18 protein-coding genes and 1 pseudogene are annotated in these 15,877 nt (G+C 42.7%); 15 read left to right on the forward strand and 4 right to left on the reverse strand.

The window, feature by feature from the left end:
• Positions 1-417: 417 nt before the first annotated feature.
• A complete protein-coding gene (locus P8F77_RS09380; protein WP_287519689.1) occupies positions 418-2,949 on the forward strand; it encodes a heavy metal translocating P-type ATPase in 2,532 nt (843 codons plus the stop codon).
• A 9-nt stretch (positions 2,950-2,958) separates the two neighbouring features.
• Complete coding sequence (locus P8F77_RS09385; protein WP_024727577.1) at positions 2,959-3,222, forward strand: metal-sensing transcriptional repressor; 264 nt, start codon at positions 2,959-2,961, stop codon at positions 3,220-3,222.
• Positions 3,223-3,297: 75 nt separating this feature from the next.
• Here the strand turns inward: P8F77_RS09385 and P8F77_RS09390 are convergent, their stop codons facing one another.
• Entirely contained in the window at positions 3,298-3,504 is a 207-nt protein-coding gene (locus P8F77_RS09390; protein ID WP_081723833.1) for a hypothetical protein, read from the reverse strand.
• 508 nt (positions 3,505-4,012) lie between these two features.
• Between P8F77_RS09390 and P8F77_RS09395 the strand changes: the two genes are divergently transcribed.
• From P8F77_RS09395 to P8F77_RS09415, 5 genes and pseudogenes are all read left to right on the forward strand, one after another.
• Positions 4,013-4,360, forward strand: a complete 348-nt coding sequence (locus tag P8F77_RS09395) for a TIGR04076 family protein (RefSeq protein ID WP_347256441.1) — start codon at positions 4,013-4,015, stop codon at positions 4,358-4,360.
• A 273-nt stretch (positions 4,361-4,633) separates the two neighbouring features.
• A pseudogene (locus P8F77_RS09400) lies at positions 4,634-5,000 on the forward strand (DUF3788 family protein); the annotation flags it as partial.
• Between the two features lie 24 nt (positions 5,001-5,024).
• Positions 5,025-5,270, forward strand: coding sequence for a hypothetical protein (locus P8F77_RS09405; protein WP_287519687.1), 246 nt, complete (start codon positions 5,025-5,027; stop codon positions 5,268-5,270).
• Positions 5,271-5,380: 110 nt separating this feature from the next.
• Positions 5,381-6,727: a DUF3440 domain-containing protein gene (locus P8F77_RS09410; protein WP_024727575.1), complete on the forward strand. Its 1,347-nt coding sequence runs from the start codon at positions 5,381-5,383 to the stop codon at positions 6,725-6,727.
• Positions 6,702-7,259 carry a ParB/RepB/Spo0J family partition protein gene (locus tag P8F77_RS09415; RefSeq protein WP_024727574.1) on the forward strand — a complete coding sequence of 186 codons (558 nt, stop codon included), beginning with the start codon at positions 6,702-6,704 and terminating at the stop codon, positions 7,257-7,259. Before P8F77_RS09410 ends, P8F77_RS09415 begins: the two co-directional genes overlap by 26 nt.
• A gap of 154 nt (positions 7,260-7,413) precedes the next feature.
• Here P8F77_RS09415 and P8F77_RS09420 read toward each other — a convergent pair whose 3' ends face one another.
• Both P8F77_RS09420 and P8F77_RS09425 read right to left on the reverse strand, forming a co-directional pair.
• Positions 7,414-7,668, reverse strand: coding sequence for a hypothetical protein (locus P8F77_RS09420; protein ID WP_347256040.1), 255 nt, complete (start codon positions 7,666-7,668; stop codon positions 7,414-7,416).
• Positions 7,658-8,902, reverse strand: coding sequence for a hypothetical protein (locus tag P8F77_RS09425; RefSeq protein WP_347256041.1), 1,245 nt, complete (start codon positions 8,900-8,902; stop codon positions 7,658-7,660). The genes P8F77_RS09420 and P8F77_RS09425 overlap by 11 nt, the downstream gene beginning before the upstream one ends.
• 196 nt (positions 8,903-9,098) lie before the next feature.
• On the opposite strand from P8F77_RS09425, the gene P8F77_RS09430 reads away from it, so the two are divergent.
• The 4 genes from P8F77_RS09430 (at position 9,099) to P8F77_RS09445 (ending at position 12,076) form a co-directional block, all read left to right on the forward strand.
• Complete coding sequence (locus P8F77_RS09430; protein ID WP_287520513.1) at positions 9,099-9,896, forward strand: class I SAM-dependent methyltransferase; 798 nt, start codon at positions 9,099-9,101, stop codon at positions 9,894-9,896.
• Positions 9,897-9,985: 89 nt separating this feature from the next.
• A complete protein-coding gene (locus tag P8F77_RS09435; protein ID WP_287520504.1) occupies positions 9,986-10,825 on the forward strand; it encodes a class I SAM-dependent methyltransferase in 840 nt (279 codons plus the stop codon).
• A gap of 78 nt (positions 10,826-10,903) precedes the next feature.
• The gene (locus tag P8F77_RS09440; RefSeq protein ID WP_024727572.1) at positions 10,904-11,368 is read left to right on the forward strand and encodes a VOC family protein; all 465 of its coding nucleotides are present in this window, start codon (positions 10,904-10,906) and stop codon (positions 11,366-11,368) included.
• A gap of 168 nt (positions 11,369-11,536) precedes the next feature.
• On the forward strand, positions 11,537-12,076 hold the full coding sequence (locus tag P8F77_RS09445) for a DUF1697 domain-containing protein (RefSeq protein WP_270430595.1): 540 nt from the start codon (positions 11,537-11,539) through the stop codon (positions 12,074-12,076).
• A gap of 260 nt (positions 12,077-12,336) precedes the next feature.
• Here P8F77_RS09445 and P8F77_RS09450 read toward each other — a convergent pair whose 3' ends face one another.
• Entirely contained in the window at positions 12,337-12,765 is a 429-nt protein-coding gene (locus tag P8F77_RS09450) for a hypothetical protein (protein ID WP_095142906.1), read from the reverse strand.
• Between the two features lie 138 nt (positions 12,766-12,903).
• Between P8F77_RS09450 and P8F77_RS09455 the strand changes: the two genes are divergently transcribed.
• The 4 genes from P8F77_RS09455 to P8F77_RS09470 are packed head-to-tail and all read left to right on the forward strand — an operon-like array spanning position 12,904 to position 15,826.
• Positions 12,904-13,857 carry a metal ABC transporter substrate-binding protein gene (locus P8F77_RS09455; protein WP_081723832.1) on the forward strand — a complete coding sequence of 318 codons (954 nt, stop codon included), beginning with the start codon at positions 12,904-12,906 and terminating at the stop codon, positions 13,855-13,857.
• The gene (locus tag P8F77_RS09460) at positions 13,854-14,567 is read left to right on the forward strand and encodes a metal ABC transporter ATP-binding protein (protein ID WP_287520508.1); all 714 of its coding nucleotides are present in this window, start codon (positions 13,854-13,856) and stop codon (positions 14,565-14,567) included. The genes P8F77_RS09455 and P8F77_RS09460 overlap by 4 nt, the downstream gene beginning before the upstream one ends.
• Positions 14,554-15,375, forward strand: coding sequence for a metal ABC transporter permease (locus tag P8F77_RS09465; RefSeq protein ID WP_024727565.1), 822 nt, complete (start codon positions 14,554-14,556; stop codon positions 15,373-15,375). The genes P8F77_RS09460 and P8F77_RS09465 overlap by 14 nt, the downstream gene beginning before the upstream one ends.
• Positions 15,376-15,430: 55 nt before the next feature.
• Positions 15,431-15,826 (forward strand): hypothetical protein, encoded by a 396-nt coding sequence (locus P8F77_RS09470; protein ID WP_270430510.1) that lies wholly within the window; start codon positions 15,431-15,433, stop codon positions 15,824-15,826.
• The last annotated feature ends 51 nt before the right edge of the window (positions 15,827-15,877 follow it).

The raw sequence follows: 15,877 nt of genomic DNA on the forward strand, positions 1-15,877 counted from the left end.
GAAATAATAGAACCGCTCATATAATAATTTCATGTCTGCCAGAAGGCATCGGCAGACTGCGGGGAGTTTTTGTTTTAACAACGCCGTAAAAGAATCCGGGACATTAGATGTGATCCTCAATGCTATGACCGGATGAAATATGCACTATTCGGAAGGTACCGCCTTTCTGAAAAAGAAATCATAAAGGAATTAAATCGCTGGTCAGGAAGACAGTTTGACCCCTTTTAACAAAAAAATTCATCGAATGGATGGAAGGCAGAAAAAAGCAGAAATAAGCTGCTTTTTCTGCCTTTCTCTGTCTGCGGCGATATTATAAGCGGATTGGGCAATACTATTTGAGAAATGTTATCGTTGACAGAAATTAAGGTGAGACATATAATAGACCCATACCCCCTGGGGGTGGTAAGGAGGCGTATTATGAAACAAAAATTTGATGTGACAGGCATGACATGCAGCGCATGCAGTGCCCATGTAGATAAAAGTGTCCGAAAATTAGATGGTGTCGCTGAAGTTAATGTAAATCTGCTCCAAAACACCATGACCGTGGAGTATGATGAGTCAGAAGTAAACGATGATCAGATTATCCGAGCTGTCATTGATGGAGGCTACGGTGCCTTTGTCCATGATAAGCAAGAGGAAGCAGGCAGGAACCGGGATATTGGCGTAGACGATGAGATCACCGGCATGAAGAGAAGACTTTGGGTATCTATCCTGTTTATGATACCGCTCATGTACATTTCCATGGGACATATGGTGAATCTTCCGCTTCCATTTTTTCTGAGCGGAACCCACAATGCGGTTTCTTTCGGGCTGACCCAGATGCTGCTGGTTCTCCCGGTCATGTACATTAACCGGAAGTTTTATCAGGTGGGATTTAAGACCTTGTTTAAGGGCTCTCCGAATATGGATTCCCTGATCGCCATCGGGTCCGGCGCCGCCTTTGTCTATGGAGTATTTGCCATTTACCGCATGGGATACGGCCTCGGTGTGCAGAATCTTCAGCTGGTACATCAGTACCACATGGATTTATATTTTGAATCTGCATCGATGATCCTGACACTGATCACGGTCGGAAAATATCTGGAGGCCAGGTCCAAAGGGAAGACTTCTGAGGCTATCAGCAAACTCTTAGATCTGGCTCCGAAGACCGCCACCGTAGAACGGGGCGGGGAAGAGATTGAGATCCCTGTGGAGGAGCTGAATGAGGGAGATACGGTGATAGTGCGCCCCGGAGCCAGCATTCCGGTTGACGGAGTCATCCTTGAAGGCATGACTTCCGTGGATGAGAGCGCTCTGACCGGGGAAAGCATCCCTGTGGAGAAATCCTCCGGAGATAAAGTCATCAGCGCATCCATTAATAAAGGGGGATTTATTAAATTCAGGGCTACAAAGGTAGGGGATGATACGACGCTTGCCCAAATCATACAGCTGGTGGAAGATGCATCCGGTTCCAAAGCCCCGATCGCAAAGCTTGCAGATAAAATTGCCGGCATTTTCGTTCCCGTTGTTATTGTCATTGCCCTGGCTTCCGGGATAGTATGGCTCCTTTCCGGGCAGACATTTGAGTTCGCACTGTCCACGGCTATTGCCGTCCTGGTCATTTCCTGCCCGTGTGCACTTGGTCTTGCCACACCGACGGCAATCATGGTCGGAACTGGAAAAGGCGCGGAAAACGGCATCCTGATCAAGTCTGCGGAGAGTCTTGAGACGGCACATGAGATAAAAACCGTCGTTTTGGACAAGACCGGAACTGTCACGGAAGGACGGCCACAGGTGACGGACATCGTAACCTCCGGCGGCATTGAAGAAAAAGAACTGGTCAAGCTTGCCGCCAGTATGGAGAAACCTTCGGAGCATCCTCTGGCGGATGCCATTGTCTTCTATGGCGAAGAGATCAATGCCGGCTTCTGTGAGGTATCCGGATTTGAGTCTGTGCCAGGAGAAGGGATCGAGGGTTCCATAGAAGGTGATAGGGTATATGCCGGCAACCTCAAAATGATGGAACGGATTGGAGTTTCTCTTGGAGACCTGGAAGAAAAAAGTACTGTTTTTGCCTCACAGGGCAAGACACCTCTTTTCTTTGCAAAAGAGGGCAGACTGCTTGGGCTGATCTCTGTAGCCGATGTGGTAAAACCGACCAGCAGACAGGCCATTCAGGAATTTGAGAAGATGGACATCGAAGTGGTCATGCTGACCGGAGATAACAAAAAAACAGCAGCGGCAATCCAAAAACAGCTGGGCATCAGACGGGTGATCGCAGAAGTGCTTCCACAGGACAAAGAGGCCAAGATCCGGGAAATTCAGGAGGAAGGCAAGAAAGTGGCCATGATCGGGGACGGCATCAATGATGCTCCGGCCCTTGCCAGAGCCGATGTGGGAATTGCCATAGGAGCCGGCACCGATATTGCCATCGAATCCGCAGATATCGTCCTGATGAAGAGTGATCTGCTGGATGGAGTGGCGGCAGTCCAGCTCAGCAAAGCGGTGATCAAAAACATCAAAGAAAATCTCTTCTGGGCCTTTTTCTATAATGTGATCGGAATTCCCCTGGCCGCCGGGTGTCTGTATCCGTTTTTCGGATTAAAGCTTAATCCTATGTTCGGTGCCGCAGCCATGAGTTTAAGTTCTGTATTTGTCGTGAGCAATGCCCTGCGCCTGAAGTTTTTCCGGCCAGGCTTTATAAGAAACAAAGAAACGCCGGTAAGAGTAAATGAGCCGGTCCAAAGAGAGGAGGAAACAAACATGAAAAAGACGATCTCGATTGAAGGAATGATGTGTAAGCACTGTGTAAAACACGTGACAGATGCACTCAATAAGCTGGACGGGGTGGCCGCAGAGGTCAGCCTTTCAAATAAAAGCGCCGTTGTGAACTTAGAAAAAGAGGTCAGCGACGAATCACTGAAACAGGCAGTAGAAGATGCAGGCTATCAAGTGACCGGTATTCAGTAAGGAGGGGCCATGCAGGCAGACAAGACTCAGATCACAAGACTTCTGAAGACCGCCAGGGGACAGATCGACGGGATCTTAAAAATGGTGGAAGACGACCGGTACTGTATGGATATCTCCAACCAGCTCATGTCTACGGAGGCCATTATACGAAAGACCAATAAAGAAATCTTACGGGCACATATGAAAGGCTGCATTGCCGATGCCCTGGCTGAAAACAAAGGCGATGAAAAAATTGATGAACTGGTAGAACTCATCGATAAGTTCGCCAAATAAAATAAGTTTTTCTTCATTGTCTTCAGTCGGCTCTGGAAAGGCCTCCTTCCGACAATTGAAAAAACTATCGTTGGATCATTCCATTTGTTTGATGGGTATGAAATACGGTGTGCCCTGTGGGTATACATTATCATTCCCCAACAGGCGTACTTTAAAATTTTCTTTTCCTAAATGCTCTTTCATCAAATTCATAGCCAATTCCATTTGTGGGCTTATCCATTTATTTTTAGCTGAATATAAAAAGAATTCTATTTCATCAAGTTTCGTTTTAATTGGCAACAAAGATTACAGATATAAAAGGGGTGTTTACATTGACTTAAAAAAACAAATTTATTATAATTAGATAATATAAAAAAATAAAACTATCGACTGGAGAAGTTAAATTGGGAAGAAAGACCTGTTGTGTTACTGGTCACAGGGATATGCCAGGTGAAGGGATTAGTAGCATAAAGGGCTCTGCGTAAAGAAATGAACCAGTGTTTTCTGAATGCCTGTACCCGGATGACAGTAATCCAGGAGGAAATTGACATCGTAACCGCTATATGGTCGAGGATTCAGACCGCGTAGAGTGAAAGTGGAGTTGCAGGCAATTCTATACCTTATCGCGCGGAGCGCGTCCACCCGAAGGGTATAAAATACGGTGTGCCCTGTGGGTATACCTAATCGCGCGGAGCGCGTCCACCCGAAGGGTATGAAACACGGGATGCCCTGCGGGTATGATATAATAAAACCTTTAAGAATGAATATTATGTAAAAATGGCGAGGCGGAGTCATAGGCTGGAGGTCAATGATGAAAAAATGGTATGACGAAGAATATGAATTTGAAATTGAGGTAACAGGGTTTCTTCGCGGCGATCACACAGAGCGATATTGCCGTAACGGAGAGGAAATCGGAGATAAATATACCTGTGCATATGGTTGCCCTGTAAATGCAGACGGACAAGGGATCTGTTCTAAAGTAATGACGATACTGTTCCCTGTTATGGAGGCAGTCAGAAGCGGCGGGGATTTAGAGAACATTGGCGGCAGCGGTAAGTACAGCAAGGATATCGTATGCCCGGACGGATGTGTGATGTTCCGACTGACAGCGAAAAAACTTGGAAATGAGAATTTCTTTAAGGGAAAGTTTTTTAATTAGCTTTTCAGATTGGCAAAGCAAAGAGGTGAAGTGTTTCTGAAATGAATATGGAAACAAATTCTAAAATGCTTATGCTATTGAAAATGGTCCTGCTTATGGTTGTATCCGAAAAGTAGAGATTCTGGTTTTTCCAACTCCTTTTTTAAAGGTGTATATTATTCTTACTATAATAGTTGCACTGTTGATGGCTTTGACCCCGGCTTTCGTTCATGGAACAATAAATATGTTTATGATGTAAATATTCAAATTGTAGGAGGTTCACTATGCTTGATAAAATACCGAAGAGGTGGAAAAACACTTTGCGCCCTATACGCAAGGGAGAACTGCATTGGCTTTATGGTAATCCTGGGAAAAGATGAGCGGGAAAAATTTGAAGCAGGCCGAAATGAGTATTCTGAGAGCGTCCGGAAAATCTATACCCACAGGGCACACCGTATTTTATACCCTTCGGGTGGACGCGCTCCGCGCGATAAGGTATGATGAAACAAAAACTTATCACGATGGGAAATGGCTGATATATGAACCTGTTGACACGTCATTGTTTGGGGATTTCATGCATTTTTTATATAAATATTGCCCCGGATGCGGTGGCAGTGAAGGAAATCAGTCGTGTAAAATCGCATGGAGCATGATGGTGTAGAATACTGCTTCCAATGCGGAGCAGATGGAAAAGACAAAAATACTGGACATTCTTCTGTCCGGCTTTAATGACGGGCGCAAAAAGCCCCTGTTTTGTACAGCAGTAACTCTTTTAGACTTGCAAGAGCTGCGGGAGGTACTTAGACAAATTGAGAACAGATCCGATTTGGGAATGTTGACGCTCAAAGAAAAGAGTGCTTTTGCCGCGGGATTGCTGCAGGCTGCGGCAGCAAAGAACAATATAAACTTGAAGCTACGCAAGAAGAAGTGATGATTTGAATACTGTAATCATTCAATAAAGCATTGAGAAAGGTAGAGAACCGAAGTGAGCTCTTGCAGAAAGAAATCTATCTTTAGAAGGAACAGAAGAGAGGTGTCTTTTTGATAAGGGAGTATTTACATTTGAATGTTTATGATGCGTTTTTAGAACGAATGCATTTTCTTTTTGAAGAGTTTGGTAATATCTATGTCTCTTTTTCCGGAGGCAAAGACAGTGGTTTGCTGCTCAATCTGGTTCTGGATTACCGGAATCAGCATTATCCGGAAAGAACCATTGGTGTATTTCATCAGGATTTTGAGGCGCAATATACGATGACGACAAAGTATGTAGAACGCACCTTTGAACGGATCAAGGACCAGGTGGAGTCTTATTGGGTTTGCCTGCCCATGGCAACCAGAACCGCGTTAAGCAGTTACGAGATGTATTGGTATCCATGGGATGACACAAAAAAGGATATCTGGATACGGGAGATGCCCCAAAAAGAATACGTCATCAATCTGGAAAATAACATTATGACTACATACCGTTACCGGATGCATCAGGAAGATTTGGCAAAACAGTTCGGGCGATGGTACCGGAACGCCCATGACGGCGGAAAAACCGTATGCCTGCTTGGGATGCGGGCAGATGAATCTTTACAGCGGTATAGCGGATTTCTGAATAAAAAATACGGGTATAAAGATACCTGCTGGATCAGCAAGCAATTTAAAGATGTCTGGTGTGCCTCCCCTTTATATGATTGGTCTACCAATGATGTCTGGCACGCCAACTATTTATTTGGTTACGAGTATAACCGCCTGTATGATCTTTATTATATGGCTGGCCTGAAGCCCTCGCAAATGCGCGTGGCCTCCCCGTTCAACGACTATGCGAAGGACGCACTGAATCTATACCGCGTCATAGACCCGGAGATTTGGTGCAAGCTTGTGGGACGTGTACAGGGGGCAAATTTTGCTTCCATTTATGGAAAGACCAAAGCGATGGGCTACCGGAATATTTCTTTGCCGGAGGGATATACGTGGAAATCCTACACGAAGTTTTTATTGGAAACGTTGCCAAAAAGACTGCGGAATAACTATATAAAAAAATTTAATACATCTATCCAATTTTGGCATGAGACAGGAGGCGGGTTGGACGAGGAAGTGATTCAAGAGCTTCAGGAAAAGGGATATCAAATAAAACGAAACGGCGTCTCCAATTATACATTGAACAAAAAATCACGCATTGTATTTGTGGGGGAAATACCAGACCACACGGACGATATCAAATCCACAAAGGATATTCCCAGCTGGAAACGAATGTGTTACTGCATTTTGAAAAATGACCATATCTGCCGTTTCATGGGGTTTGGGATGACACGGCAGCAGCAGAAGCAGCTGGACATTATACGCCGTAAATACAAAAGCATAGAGGAGTTTGAGTATGAAGTACAAAAGCCCAGTTTATAGTATCATTGCTGTTCCGATAGAGAAGGTACGGCCGAATAACTATAACCCGAATAAAGTTGCACCGCCTGAAATGAAGCTGTTATATGAAAGCATTAAAGAGGACGGATATACGATGCCAGTCGTATGTTACTACTCAAAAGCGCAGGATTTTTATCTGATTGTTGATGGGTTCCATCGGTACCAGGTCATGATGGACCACCCGGATATCTATGAAAGAGAACAGGGGTTGCTGCCGGTTTCTGTCATTGAGAAACCGATTGACAAACGTATGGCCAGCACCGTGCGCCATAACAGGGCACGAGGCTCTCACGATGTGGACTTGATGAGTAACATCGTAAAAGAACTTCATGAATTTGGGAGATCAGACGCATGGATTTCAAAGCATTTGGGAATGGATAGAGATGAAATTTTACGTCTCAAGCAGATTACCGGTCTTGCCGCATTATTTAAGGATATAAAGTTTGGAGAGGCATGGCGTCCTGTAGAGGAAGAGACGGCAAAAGATAATAAAGACCCCTTGGCAGAAAAATAAGCGATAATAATCTCTCGGAATCCTGAGTGATTATTATCGGCAACAGCCGAGAAACGTACTTTGAAAAGTAAATATTATTTAAAACAGAAAAAAGAACATAGAAAATAGACATAACTGTCGCTATGCCTGAAAAATGGTGTATAATAGTAAAGGATTATGCCACATCTAAAATCAACTTTCTCAGGGTGGATTCATAGGGCAAATCCCAAGCATCCAAGTGCTGCAGCATAAGGATGTGATATAGGCGGCAGTACCACATCTTAGTTGAGCGGTGCCTGCCGCTTTCTAATTGAAAGTCTATTTTCTCACGTTTATTCGAACGTTCAGCTGAAGTTCTGGCATTGTATTCCAGTTTCCATTCTTTACTGTCACGAGGCGGGAAATTGATGAATCTTGGATTATCTTTCATTGCAAGATGGACGGTTCTCCCATATTTGGAGTCTGAGCAGGGGGGTACTGCAGGAGCATCCGTATTTACGGCTGGCAAGTGGACAGCGAAATTTTAACCTTGCTTTCGATGGCTCAGAACCATCATGGTTCATTTTTCGCCCAGCTTTGCAAATAGGAATTCCATCTTTTGCAATGGTAAAATCATCCTTATATTTCATGCTGATTCCGCGTTTTTCATTTAAGTCGATAAAAGGCTGTATGCCGTTTTCACGGCAATACTGATAATACGGCATGGCATCATGAGCAGAATCCAAAAGCCATTTGCTGATATGAAAATCAGGAAGAAAGGCTCTGAAACGAAAGTAAGTTTCCAAAAAACCATGAGAATCATGTTTTGAGGCAGGATTGAGTAAAGGGAATAAAGGCAGATCACTTTCCGAGTTGGATGCAACCAGCATATATAAATCGTAGCCATGATAAAAACAGTCTCGAGAAGAATCATATCCGACATCACAATCGGGCTGGGAAAAGTAGCGGTCGCAATCACAGGAAGTGATACCATTTTCGGAACACTTACAGATACGGTGTTTCCGTTCACGTGCAGATGTAACAACAGGCATACCGTCACCGGCAATGGAAAGATTGGAGGTATCAATCAATCCTTTGGAGATGGAAACGGTTAAAAATTCATGGTTGTAAATCTTGAAAAGAGAAGCATATGGTTGGTCATCAATAGAAAAAGAAGAAGATTCCATGGATTTAAAAAGTTGTTCCACTGTGATTTTTTCAATAGATTCTGCTTTTTCTCCCTTCTGTTTTGGCTTTTGCACTTTTTTCTTTTTTAAAGGATGTATATGGGGAGAAAGATTATCAGAATCGGAATCCCAAAGCCTGTTAAGAAAGTCATAGAAAGTGCCGACTCCAGGAGTGTCACCAAAGCGAAACCCACTGAGGATTGCATAGAGTGGATTGATTTTCAATTGAGCAGCCCAGTCGGTAAGTGAATGAACTTTAAAATCAATGGAGAGAAGATAAGAACGCTGCATACAGGAAGGAGTCCTTGGTTTTGGACCAAAGACAGAATATTTGCTGCGGAGCAGTTCGTCGGTATAAGAAAGATCAAGATTCCAGAAACGTTCGATGATATCCCACGTTGATTTAGAAAAAACAGTGGGATCAGGATAATATTTACGAAGGTTTTCAAGTAAAAAAGTCTGATAGGCGGTATGACCGCCGGAATAAACAGGTAACATAAAAATCGCCCTCCAGTCGATAAAAATAAAATATATTTAATCGGCTTCGCCGCAAATTTTGAGCGATTTGTCAAGTCTTTTTTGACAAAAAAGTGGGGGATTTTAATAAAATGGAATCTACAAGCCTTGATTTTACTGGGCTGAAGATTCCGAGAGATTATGATATTTTATGGAGGTATAATTTGCAATGGATCATATGAAAACCAATCCACACCTGATTGAATTTTATAATAACTATGATGAGGACAATCGGCTAATGTCAAAACATGGCTCCGTTGAATTTCTTACCACTATGCAATATATTAAAAACTATGTGAGAATTAGAAACCGTGTGCTTGAAGTAGGAGCCGGCACCGGCCGATATTCCCATACACTGGCACGTCAGGGCTGTGTTGTTGATGCGGTAGAATTAGTGGAACACAATATAGAAGTATTCCGGAAAAATACGCAGCCGGAAGAACAAATAACGATTATGCAAGGAAATGCTTTGGATTTGTCTGCTTTTCCTGATAATCAGTATGACATGACCTTAGTGTTAGGGCCGCTATATCACTTATATACCGTGGAAGACAAACGACAGGCTATCAGTGAGGCCATTCGCGTAACAAAACCGGGAGGCATAATATTTGCCGCATATGTTATCTCTGATGGCTGTCTCCTTGATGAAGGCTTTCATCGCAACAACATTAATGTTGCTGAATATATCAAAAATGGACTTCTTGATGCGGAAACATTTGCTGCAAAATCTGAGCCAAAAGATTTATTTGAGCTTGTCCGCAAAGAAGATATTGACGAGCTAATGTCAGGCTTTTCTACTGTCCGGTTACATTATGTTGCAACAGATGGCTCTGCCCTATTATTACGTGAGGCAATAGATAAAATGGATAATGATACTTTTGAATTATATTTGAAATATCATTTTGCTACTTGTGAACGGGCAGATTTAGCAGGTGTTACCAGCCATGCGCTTGATATTTTCAAGAAGCAGGTCTAAAAGGGAGGGCCGCAGGCGCAGCATTATCTGCTATATAATATACGTATAGAAAGAAGTATTTCTTTAGAGTGTATACAGAAAGGAAGAATATGAAATATCGTGAATTGATAAATTACCTGAAAGAAGAGCCGCCCGTTTATCATGAAAGCTCTAAAGCGTTTTGGGATGATGAGCATATTTCTAAAAGTATGTTAGACGCTCATTTAAACACGGAAAACGATGGAGCATCAAGAAGGCTTAGCACCATTCAAAATTCTGTCGAATGGATTGTCAGCTATTGTAAAAACGGTCAGGGTAAACAGCTTTTGGATTTGGGGTGTGGACCTGGTATTTATTCCGAATTGTTATATGATAAGGGATTTTCAGTTACAGGAATTGATTTCTCCAAACGTTCCATAGAATATGCCCAAAATCATGCGAAAGAAACATGTCGTAAAATCCGGTATTACTATCAGAACTACCTGGAAATGGATTATGAAAACGAGTTTGATGTTATTATCCTGATTTATTGTGACTTTGGTGTACTTCCTCCGCAAGACAGAAGTGCTTTGCTGAAAAAAATCCAGAAAGCACTGAAGAAAGATGGAATTCTGATATTAGATGCATTTAACAGGCCATACTTGGATTCGTTTCAGCCAATACAAAGCATACGGTACGAAAACGGTGGATTTTGGTCTGCGGAGCCTTATGTAATTATTCAAAGAAATAAGTATTTTGAAGAAACCGCTAATACATTAGAGCAGTATTTGATATTAACGGATGATAATTGTGAATGTTTCAATATATGGAATCAAATTTATTCCAAAGAAACATTCATTGATGAACTTAGAAGCGGCGGATTTTCAGAAATTGGTGTTTTTGATGATGTGACAGGAGCAGATTTTACAGGAAAATCAGAAACTATCTGCGGCATTTTTAAAGCAGTATAATATCATTTAGTTGTGTGCTATACAAAAGGCTTTATCAGAAATAAAGAACAGCTAAAGAGGATTGAATGGAGTATTTATATGAAGTATGTATGTGTGGTTATTTCGGTAGCGGATATCAACGCCGCAAGAAAGTTTTATGAGGATCTATTCGGGTTAGAGGTCTATCAGGATTACGGAAGGAACATCGCTTTTACCTGCGGTCTGGCATTACAGCAGGATTTTGACTGGCTGGTAAACATACCAAAAGAAAAGGTATTGAAGAAATCCAACAATGCAGAAGTCGTTTTTGAGGAACAGAATTTTGACGGTTTCCTGAATAAGCTGAAAGAGTACCCGGACATTGAATATCTGGGAGAAGTCATCGAGCATAGCTGGGGACAGCGTGTGATCCGGTTCTACGACTTAGACGGGCATCTCATAGAGGTCGGCGAGGATATGAAAATGGTGATCAAGCGTTTTCTGAATACCGGAATGTCTATGGAAGAAGTGTCCGAAAGAATGGACGTTTCCATCGGGGATATGGAAAAGCTGCTAAATAGCTGAGCAGGAAAGAAAATAAGAATTTGTTGATGTGAATAATATGGCTTTCAAATTAGTCAATGTCGTGCCATGGGACAGAAATATAGATGAATATCGGAGTTTGCCCGTTTGGGTGAATGAATTGAAGATATAAGGAGGACAAATGGGGTTTGTATGGAAGAATCAACGAATATGAAAAGATATGTTGCGCTTTTGCGTGGTATCAATATAAGCGGAAAAAATAAGGTGCCAATGGCAGAATTAAAGAAAGTTTTTGAAGAACTTGGGCTTACAGAGGTAAAGACATATCTGAACAGTGGAAATGTGATTTTTTCAAGTGAAAAAAATAATATAGGGAGTCTTACAGGCCAGATTGAAACAATGATAAAAAATCAGTTTGGTTTGGATATTCCGGTTTTCGTCACATCAAAAGAAGATCTCAAAGACATTTTGCATCATGCACCTGACTGGTGGGGAACCGAAAATAAGGAAATCTATGATAATTTGATTTTTATTATGCCTCCAGCTACATTTGCTGAAGTATGGGACGAGATCGGAGAACCGAGGGAAGAATTAGAGAAGATAAAGGAATATAAGGAAGCGGTATTCTGGTCTTTCAATCGAAAAGATTATCAAAAGACAAACTGGTGGCCAAAGACGGCAAGTGCGGGCATCAGCGGCAAATTGACAATAAGAACGGCAAACACCGTCAGGAAGATAGTCGGAATGTAATTGCTTTCCTAAATCGGAGTTTGAAAAGAGAGGGCTTGCTGTCTTTGTTATCGTTTCGCTGAGTATAGGATGCGTTTTGGGATTAGTCGTAAAAAATCAGGGGGCCAATGGAAGGTTTTTGGGGAATCATGAAAAGTGAACGCTATTATGGGAAAAGATTTACCAGCAGGTATTACCTACTGGCAGAAAAAGTATTATTATTTTAATTGTCTACCTGACGGGAAGCAGTTCATGTTCCCTGTCCTTTTTATAGTGATCTTTTATCTCAAAAAACATTTCCTCTTTATAAAATAAGCTGCAACCACAAGCATTCCCAGCACGGAACAGATTAAAAAGAATCCATTGCTGGATATTGATTCTGTGATGAGAAAGAAACTGTCTTTGCTGAAAAATATGAGATATGCCTGACTGACAAAGGCTGCCAGGCTCCCGATGCCAACGGCTCCGGCCAACACAGTCCAGACCGGATCGCTCAGATCGAAGGCCCCTTTTATGATCATTTCCAAAAAAATCAAAGTAAAAGCAGCGACAATAATAAAGATATTATTCCATATTCCATCAATCAGAATATAGCTCCTGGTTCTTAAATAAGTGTCCGCAAGCAAAAGCACAGACATTAAGAGAATCCCGTGCAACAACGCATTTTCACGCGCTTTCAGCTGTTTTTTTGTAGACGTATACTGACTCATAAACTCATTCCCCTTTCTCCTATGAAGTATAAGTATATGATAATTCGACAAAATATTCAACCACAAGAAAATTTCCATATTTGCAATTCAAATTTTTTCCTGCTATTATATTCAATTAGATAATATACAGAAAGGAAAATGCCTGTGAAACGATGGATTGTCTTTCTGCTGTGCCTTACTGTCTGCCTGTCCGCATTATCCGGATGCGGCACCGGTAAATATTCCGACAGCAGTTCAAAAAAACTAAATGTTGTTACCACTATTTTCCCTTACTATGATTTTGTGCGTCAAATTGGGAAAGATAAAGTAAAACTCAAAATGATCGTCACCGCGGGCAAAGACAGCCATACATTTGAACCGACTCCGGCCGATCTGATCAGCATACAGAAAGCAGATATTTTTTTCTATAACGGCGGAGCGATGGAATATTGGGTCCAAAAAATACAAAAATCCCAGGAAAACAGCGGACAGGTTTCTTATGCCTTCATGGATTCGGTCAATCCAGTGGAAGAAGAGGTGACAGAGGGGATGAGCCTTCCTAAGGAAGAAGAAGGGGAAACAGAATATGACGAACATATTTGGACATCTCCTGTGAATGCGCAGAAAGTCGTGAAAAAAATCTGCGCCGTCTTATCAAAGGAAGATCCCGGCAACGCCCATTTTTATGAAAAGAATACAATGAATTATTTGAAAAAGCTCAAAAAATTGGACCAGGAGTTCAGAGAAACAGTAAAACACGGAAAACGCAAGCTCATAGTTTTCGGAGATAAGTTCCCCATGCGCTATTTTACCGAGGAATACGGCCTCTCTTACAGGGCGGCATTCCCGGGATGCAGCGAGGAATCGGAGCCCAGCTCCCGGACGCTTTCCTATCTGATTGACTTAGTAAAGAAAGAAGAAATACCGGTCATCTATCATATGGACTTTGGAAGCAGTAAGATTGCGGATGTGATCTGTGAAGCATCCGGTGCCGAAAATATGACGTTTTATTCCTGCCACACCGTGACAAAACGTCAGTTTGACCAGGGCGTCACATACCTGGATCTGATGGAGAAAAATGTGAAAAATCTGGAGAAAGGACTGAGAGAATGACATCCATTATTTCATGCAGTCATGTGAATCTTGGATATGACGGACATGTCATCGTAAAAGACTTAAATATGGAAATAGAACAGGGGGCTTATATTTCTGTCATCGGACAAAATGGCTCCGGTAAGAGCACGTTTATCAAGACGATGTTAGGTCTTGTGCGCCCTGTCTCCGGGAAAATCCGGCGCAGTCTTTCTGGAAAGGGCATCGGATATCTCCCCCAGCAGACGGAAATGCAGAAAAACTTTCCTGCAACTGCCCTGGAAGTGGTTCTGTCAGGTTTTTTAAGCCGAAAACAGCGCAGGCCTTTTTATATGAGAAAAGAAAAATTTACCGCCATGGAACAGCTAAAGAAGCTTGGAATCCCGGAGCTTTCAAAAACATGCTACCGGGAGCTTTCCGGCGGCCAGCAGCAGAGAGTCCTGCTGGCAAGAGCCTTATGCGCAACCGATCAGCTGCTGGTCCTGGACGAGCCGGTGACAGGTCTGGACCCTGGTGCCGCAAAAGAACTCTATGTCTTGCTGAAGGAACTCAACAAAAATGAGGGCATCGCAATTTTGATGGTTTCACACGATTTGTCCAACGCCTTAAAGGATGCAGATGAGATCCTTCACATCCGGCATGAGGATTACTTTTTCGGCAGTGTCTCAGAATACCGCAGTTCTGAACATTTCCATGAAATGAATGGAGGTGCTGTCCATGGAACTATTTAAAGAAATGGTATCATATCCTTTTATTATCCGTGCTTTTATCGTGGGAATTTTGATTTCCCTCTGTGCAGCCCTGCTCGGTGTGAGTCTTGTGCTGAAAAAATTTTCCATGATCGGGGACGGACTGTCCCATGTGTCCTTCGGAGCACTTTCCATTGCAATAGCCTTCGGGATCGCTCCTTTGAAACTCTCGATTCCGGTCGTTGTCATTGCGGCATTTTTTCTCCTGAAGCTTACTGAGAGCAGCCGGATCAGCAGCGATGCGGCCATTGCTGTCATGTCGGCATCGGCTTTGGCTGCCGGGGTCTTGGTGACTTCCTTTACTACCGGTATGAATATGGATGTATACAGCTATATGTTTGGAAGCATCCTGGCCATGAGCAGAGAAGATGTACGCCTGAGTGTTTTGCTGAGTGCCGCAGTCCTTATTTTGTTTCTCTTTTGTTATCATAAAATTTTTGCTGTCACCTTTGATGAAAGCTTTGCGCGGGCATCGGGAGTAGATGTTTCCTTTTACAATTCGCTTCTTGCGATCCTGACCGCTGTCACGATTGTTATCGGCATGAGAATGATGGGGGCCATGCTCATTTCCAGCCTGGTCATCTTTCCGGCGCTGACGGCCATGCAGATGTTTAAAAGCTTCCGGGGAGTCGTGATCTGTTCCGGCTTCCTCTCCGTCATATGTTTTTGTATCGGCCTGTCGGGGTCTTATCTCTTTTCTGCACCGGCCGGTGCAAGCATCGTCATTGCGAACCTTATAGGATTTCTCGTATTTCGTTTGCTGAGAATGGTTGTCAGACAGAATGTTTGATTTTCAAAACATTCTGTGATAGAATAATTTCATTATTACAAGTTAGGAGAAACATATGAACAAAAAGAGGAATGTGATGCTGACGATCATGAGCATCATTCTGTTATTAGCCGGGATCTTAAACCTTTTGACCAATGTCACTCTGATGACAAGCCGCAATCTGATGAAGATGGCCATGGAGCAGGTCAGGCTGAGCGGTGCGATCTTAACCGTGTACCTTGTAGTCTGCATTATCTTCGGGATGCTTGAAATAGTGTGCGGAGTTTACGGCTTAAAAGCAGCCAAACATTTTGAATTTGGAGAAACCTGCTTCCAGCTTGCCATCGCACTGGTAGCCGCCGCTGTATTCATATTTATTTTTAATCTCTTTGTAAATGAATTTACGGCTACAAGCCTGGGAGGCTTTGTTTTCCCGCTGCTTTATCTTTATTCCATCAGATTCTGCAAATAATTTCATAAGCAGTCACTAAAAACAGATGATCAGCAGATTATCTGTTTTGTT

The organism is Anaerostipes sp. PC18 (genome assembly GCF_039789045.1).
Lineage (GTDB): Bacteria > Bacillota > Clostridia > Lachnospirales > Lachnospiraceae > Anaerostipes > Anaerostipes hominis.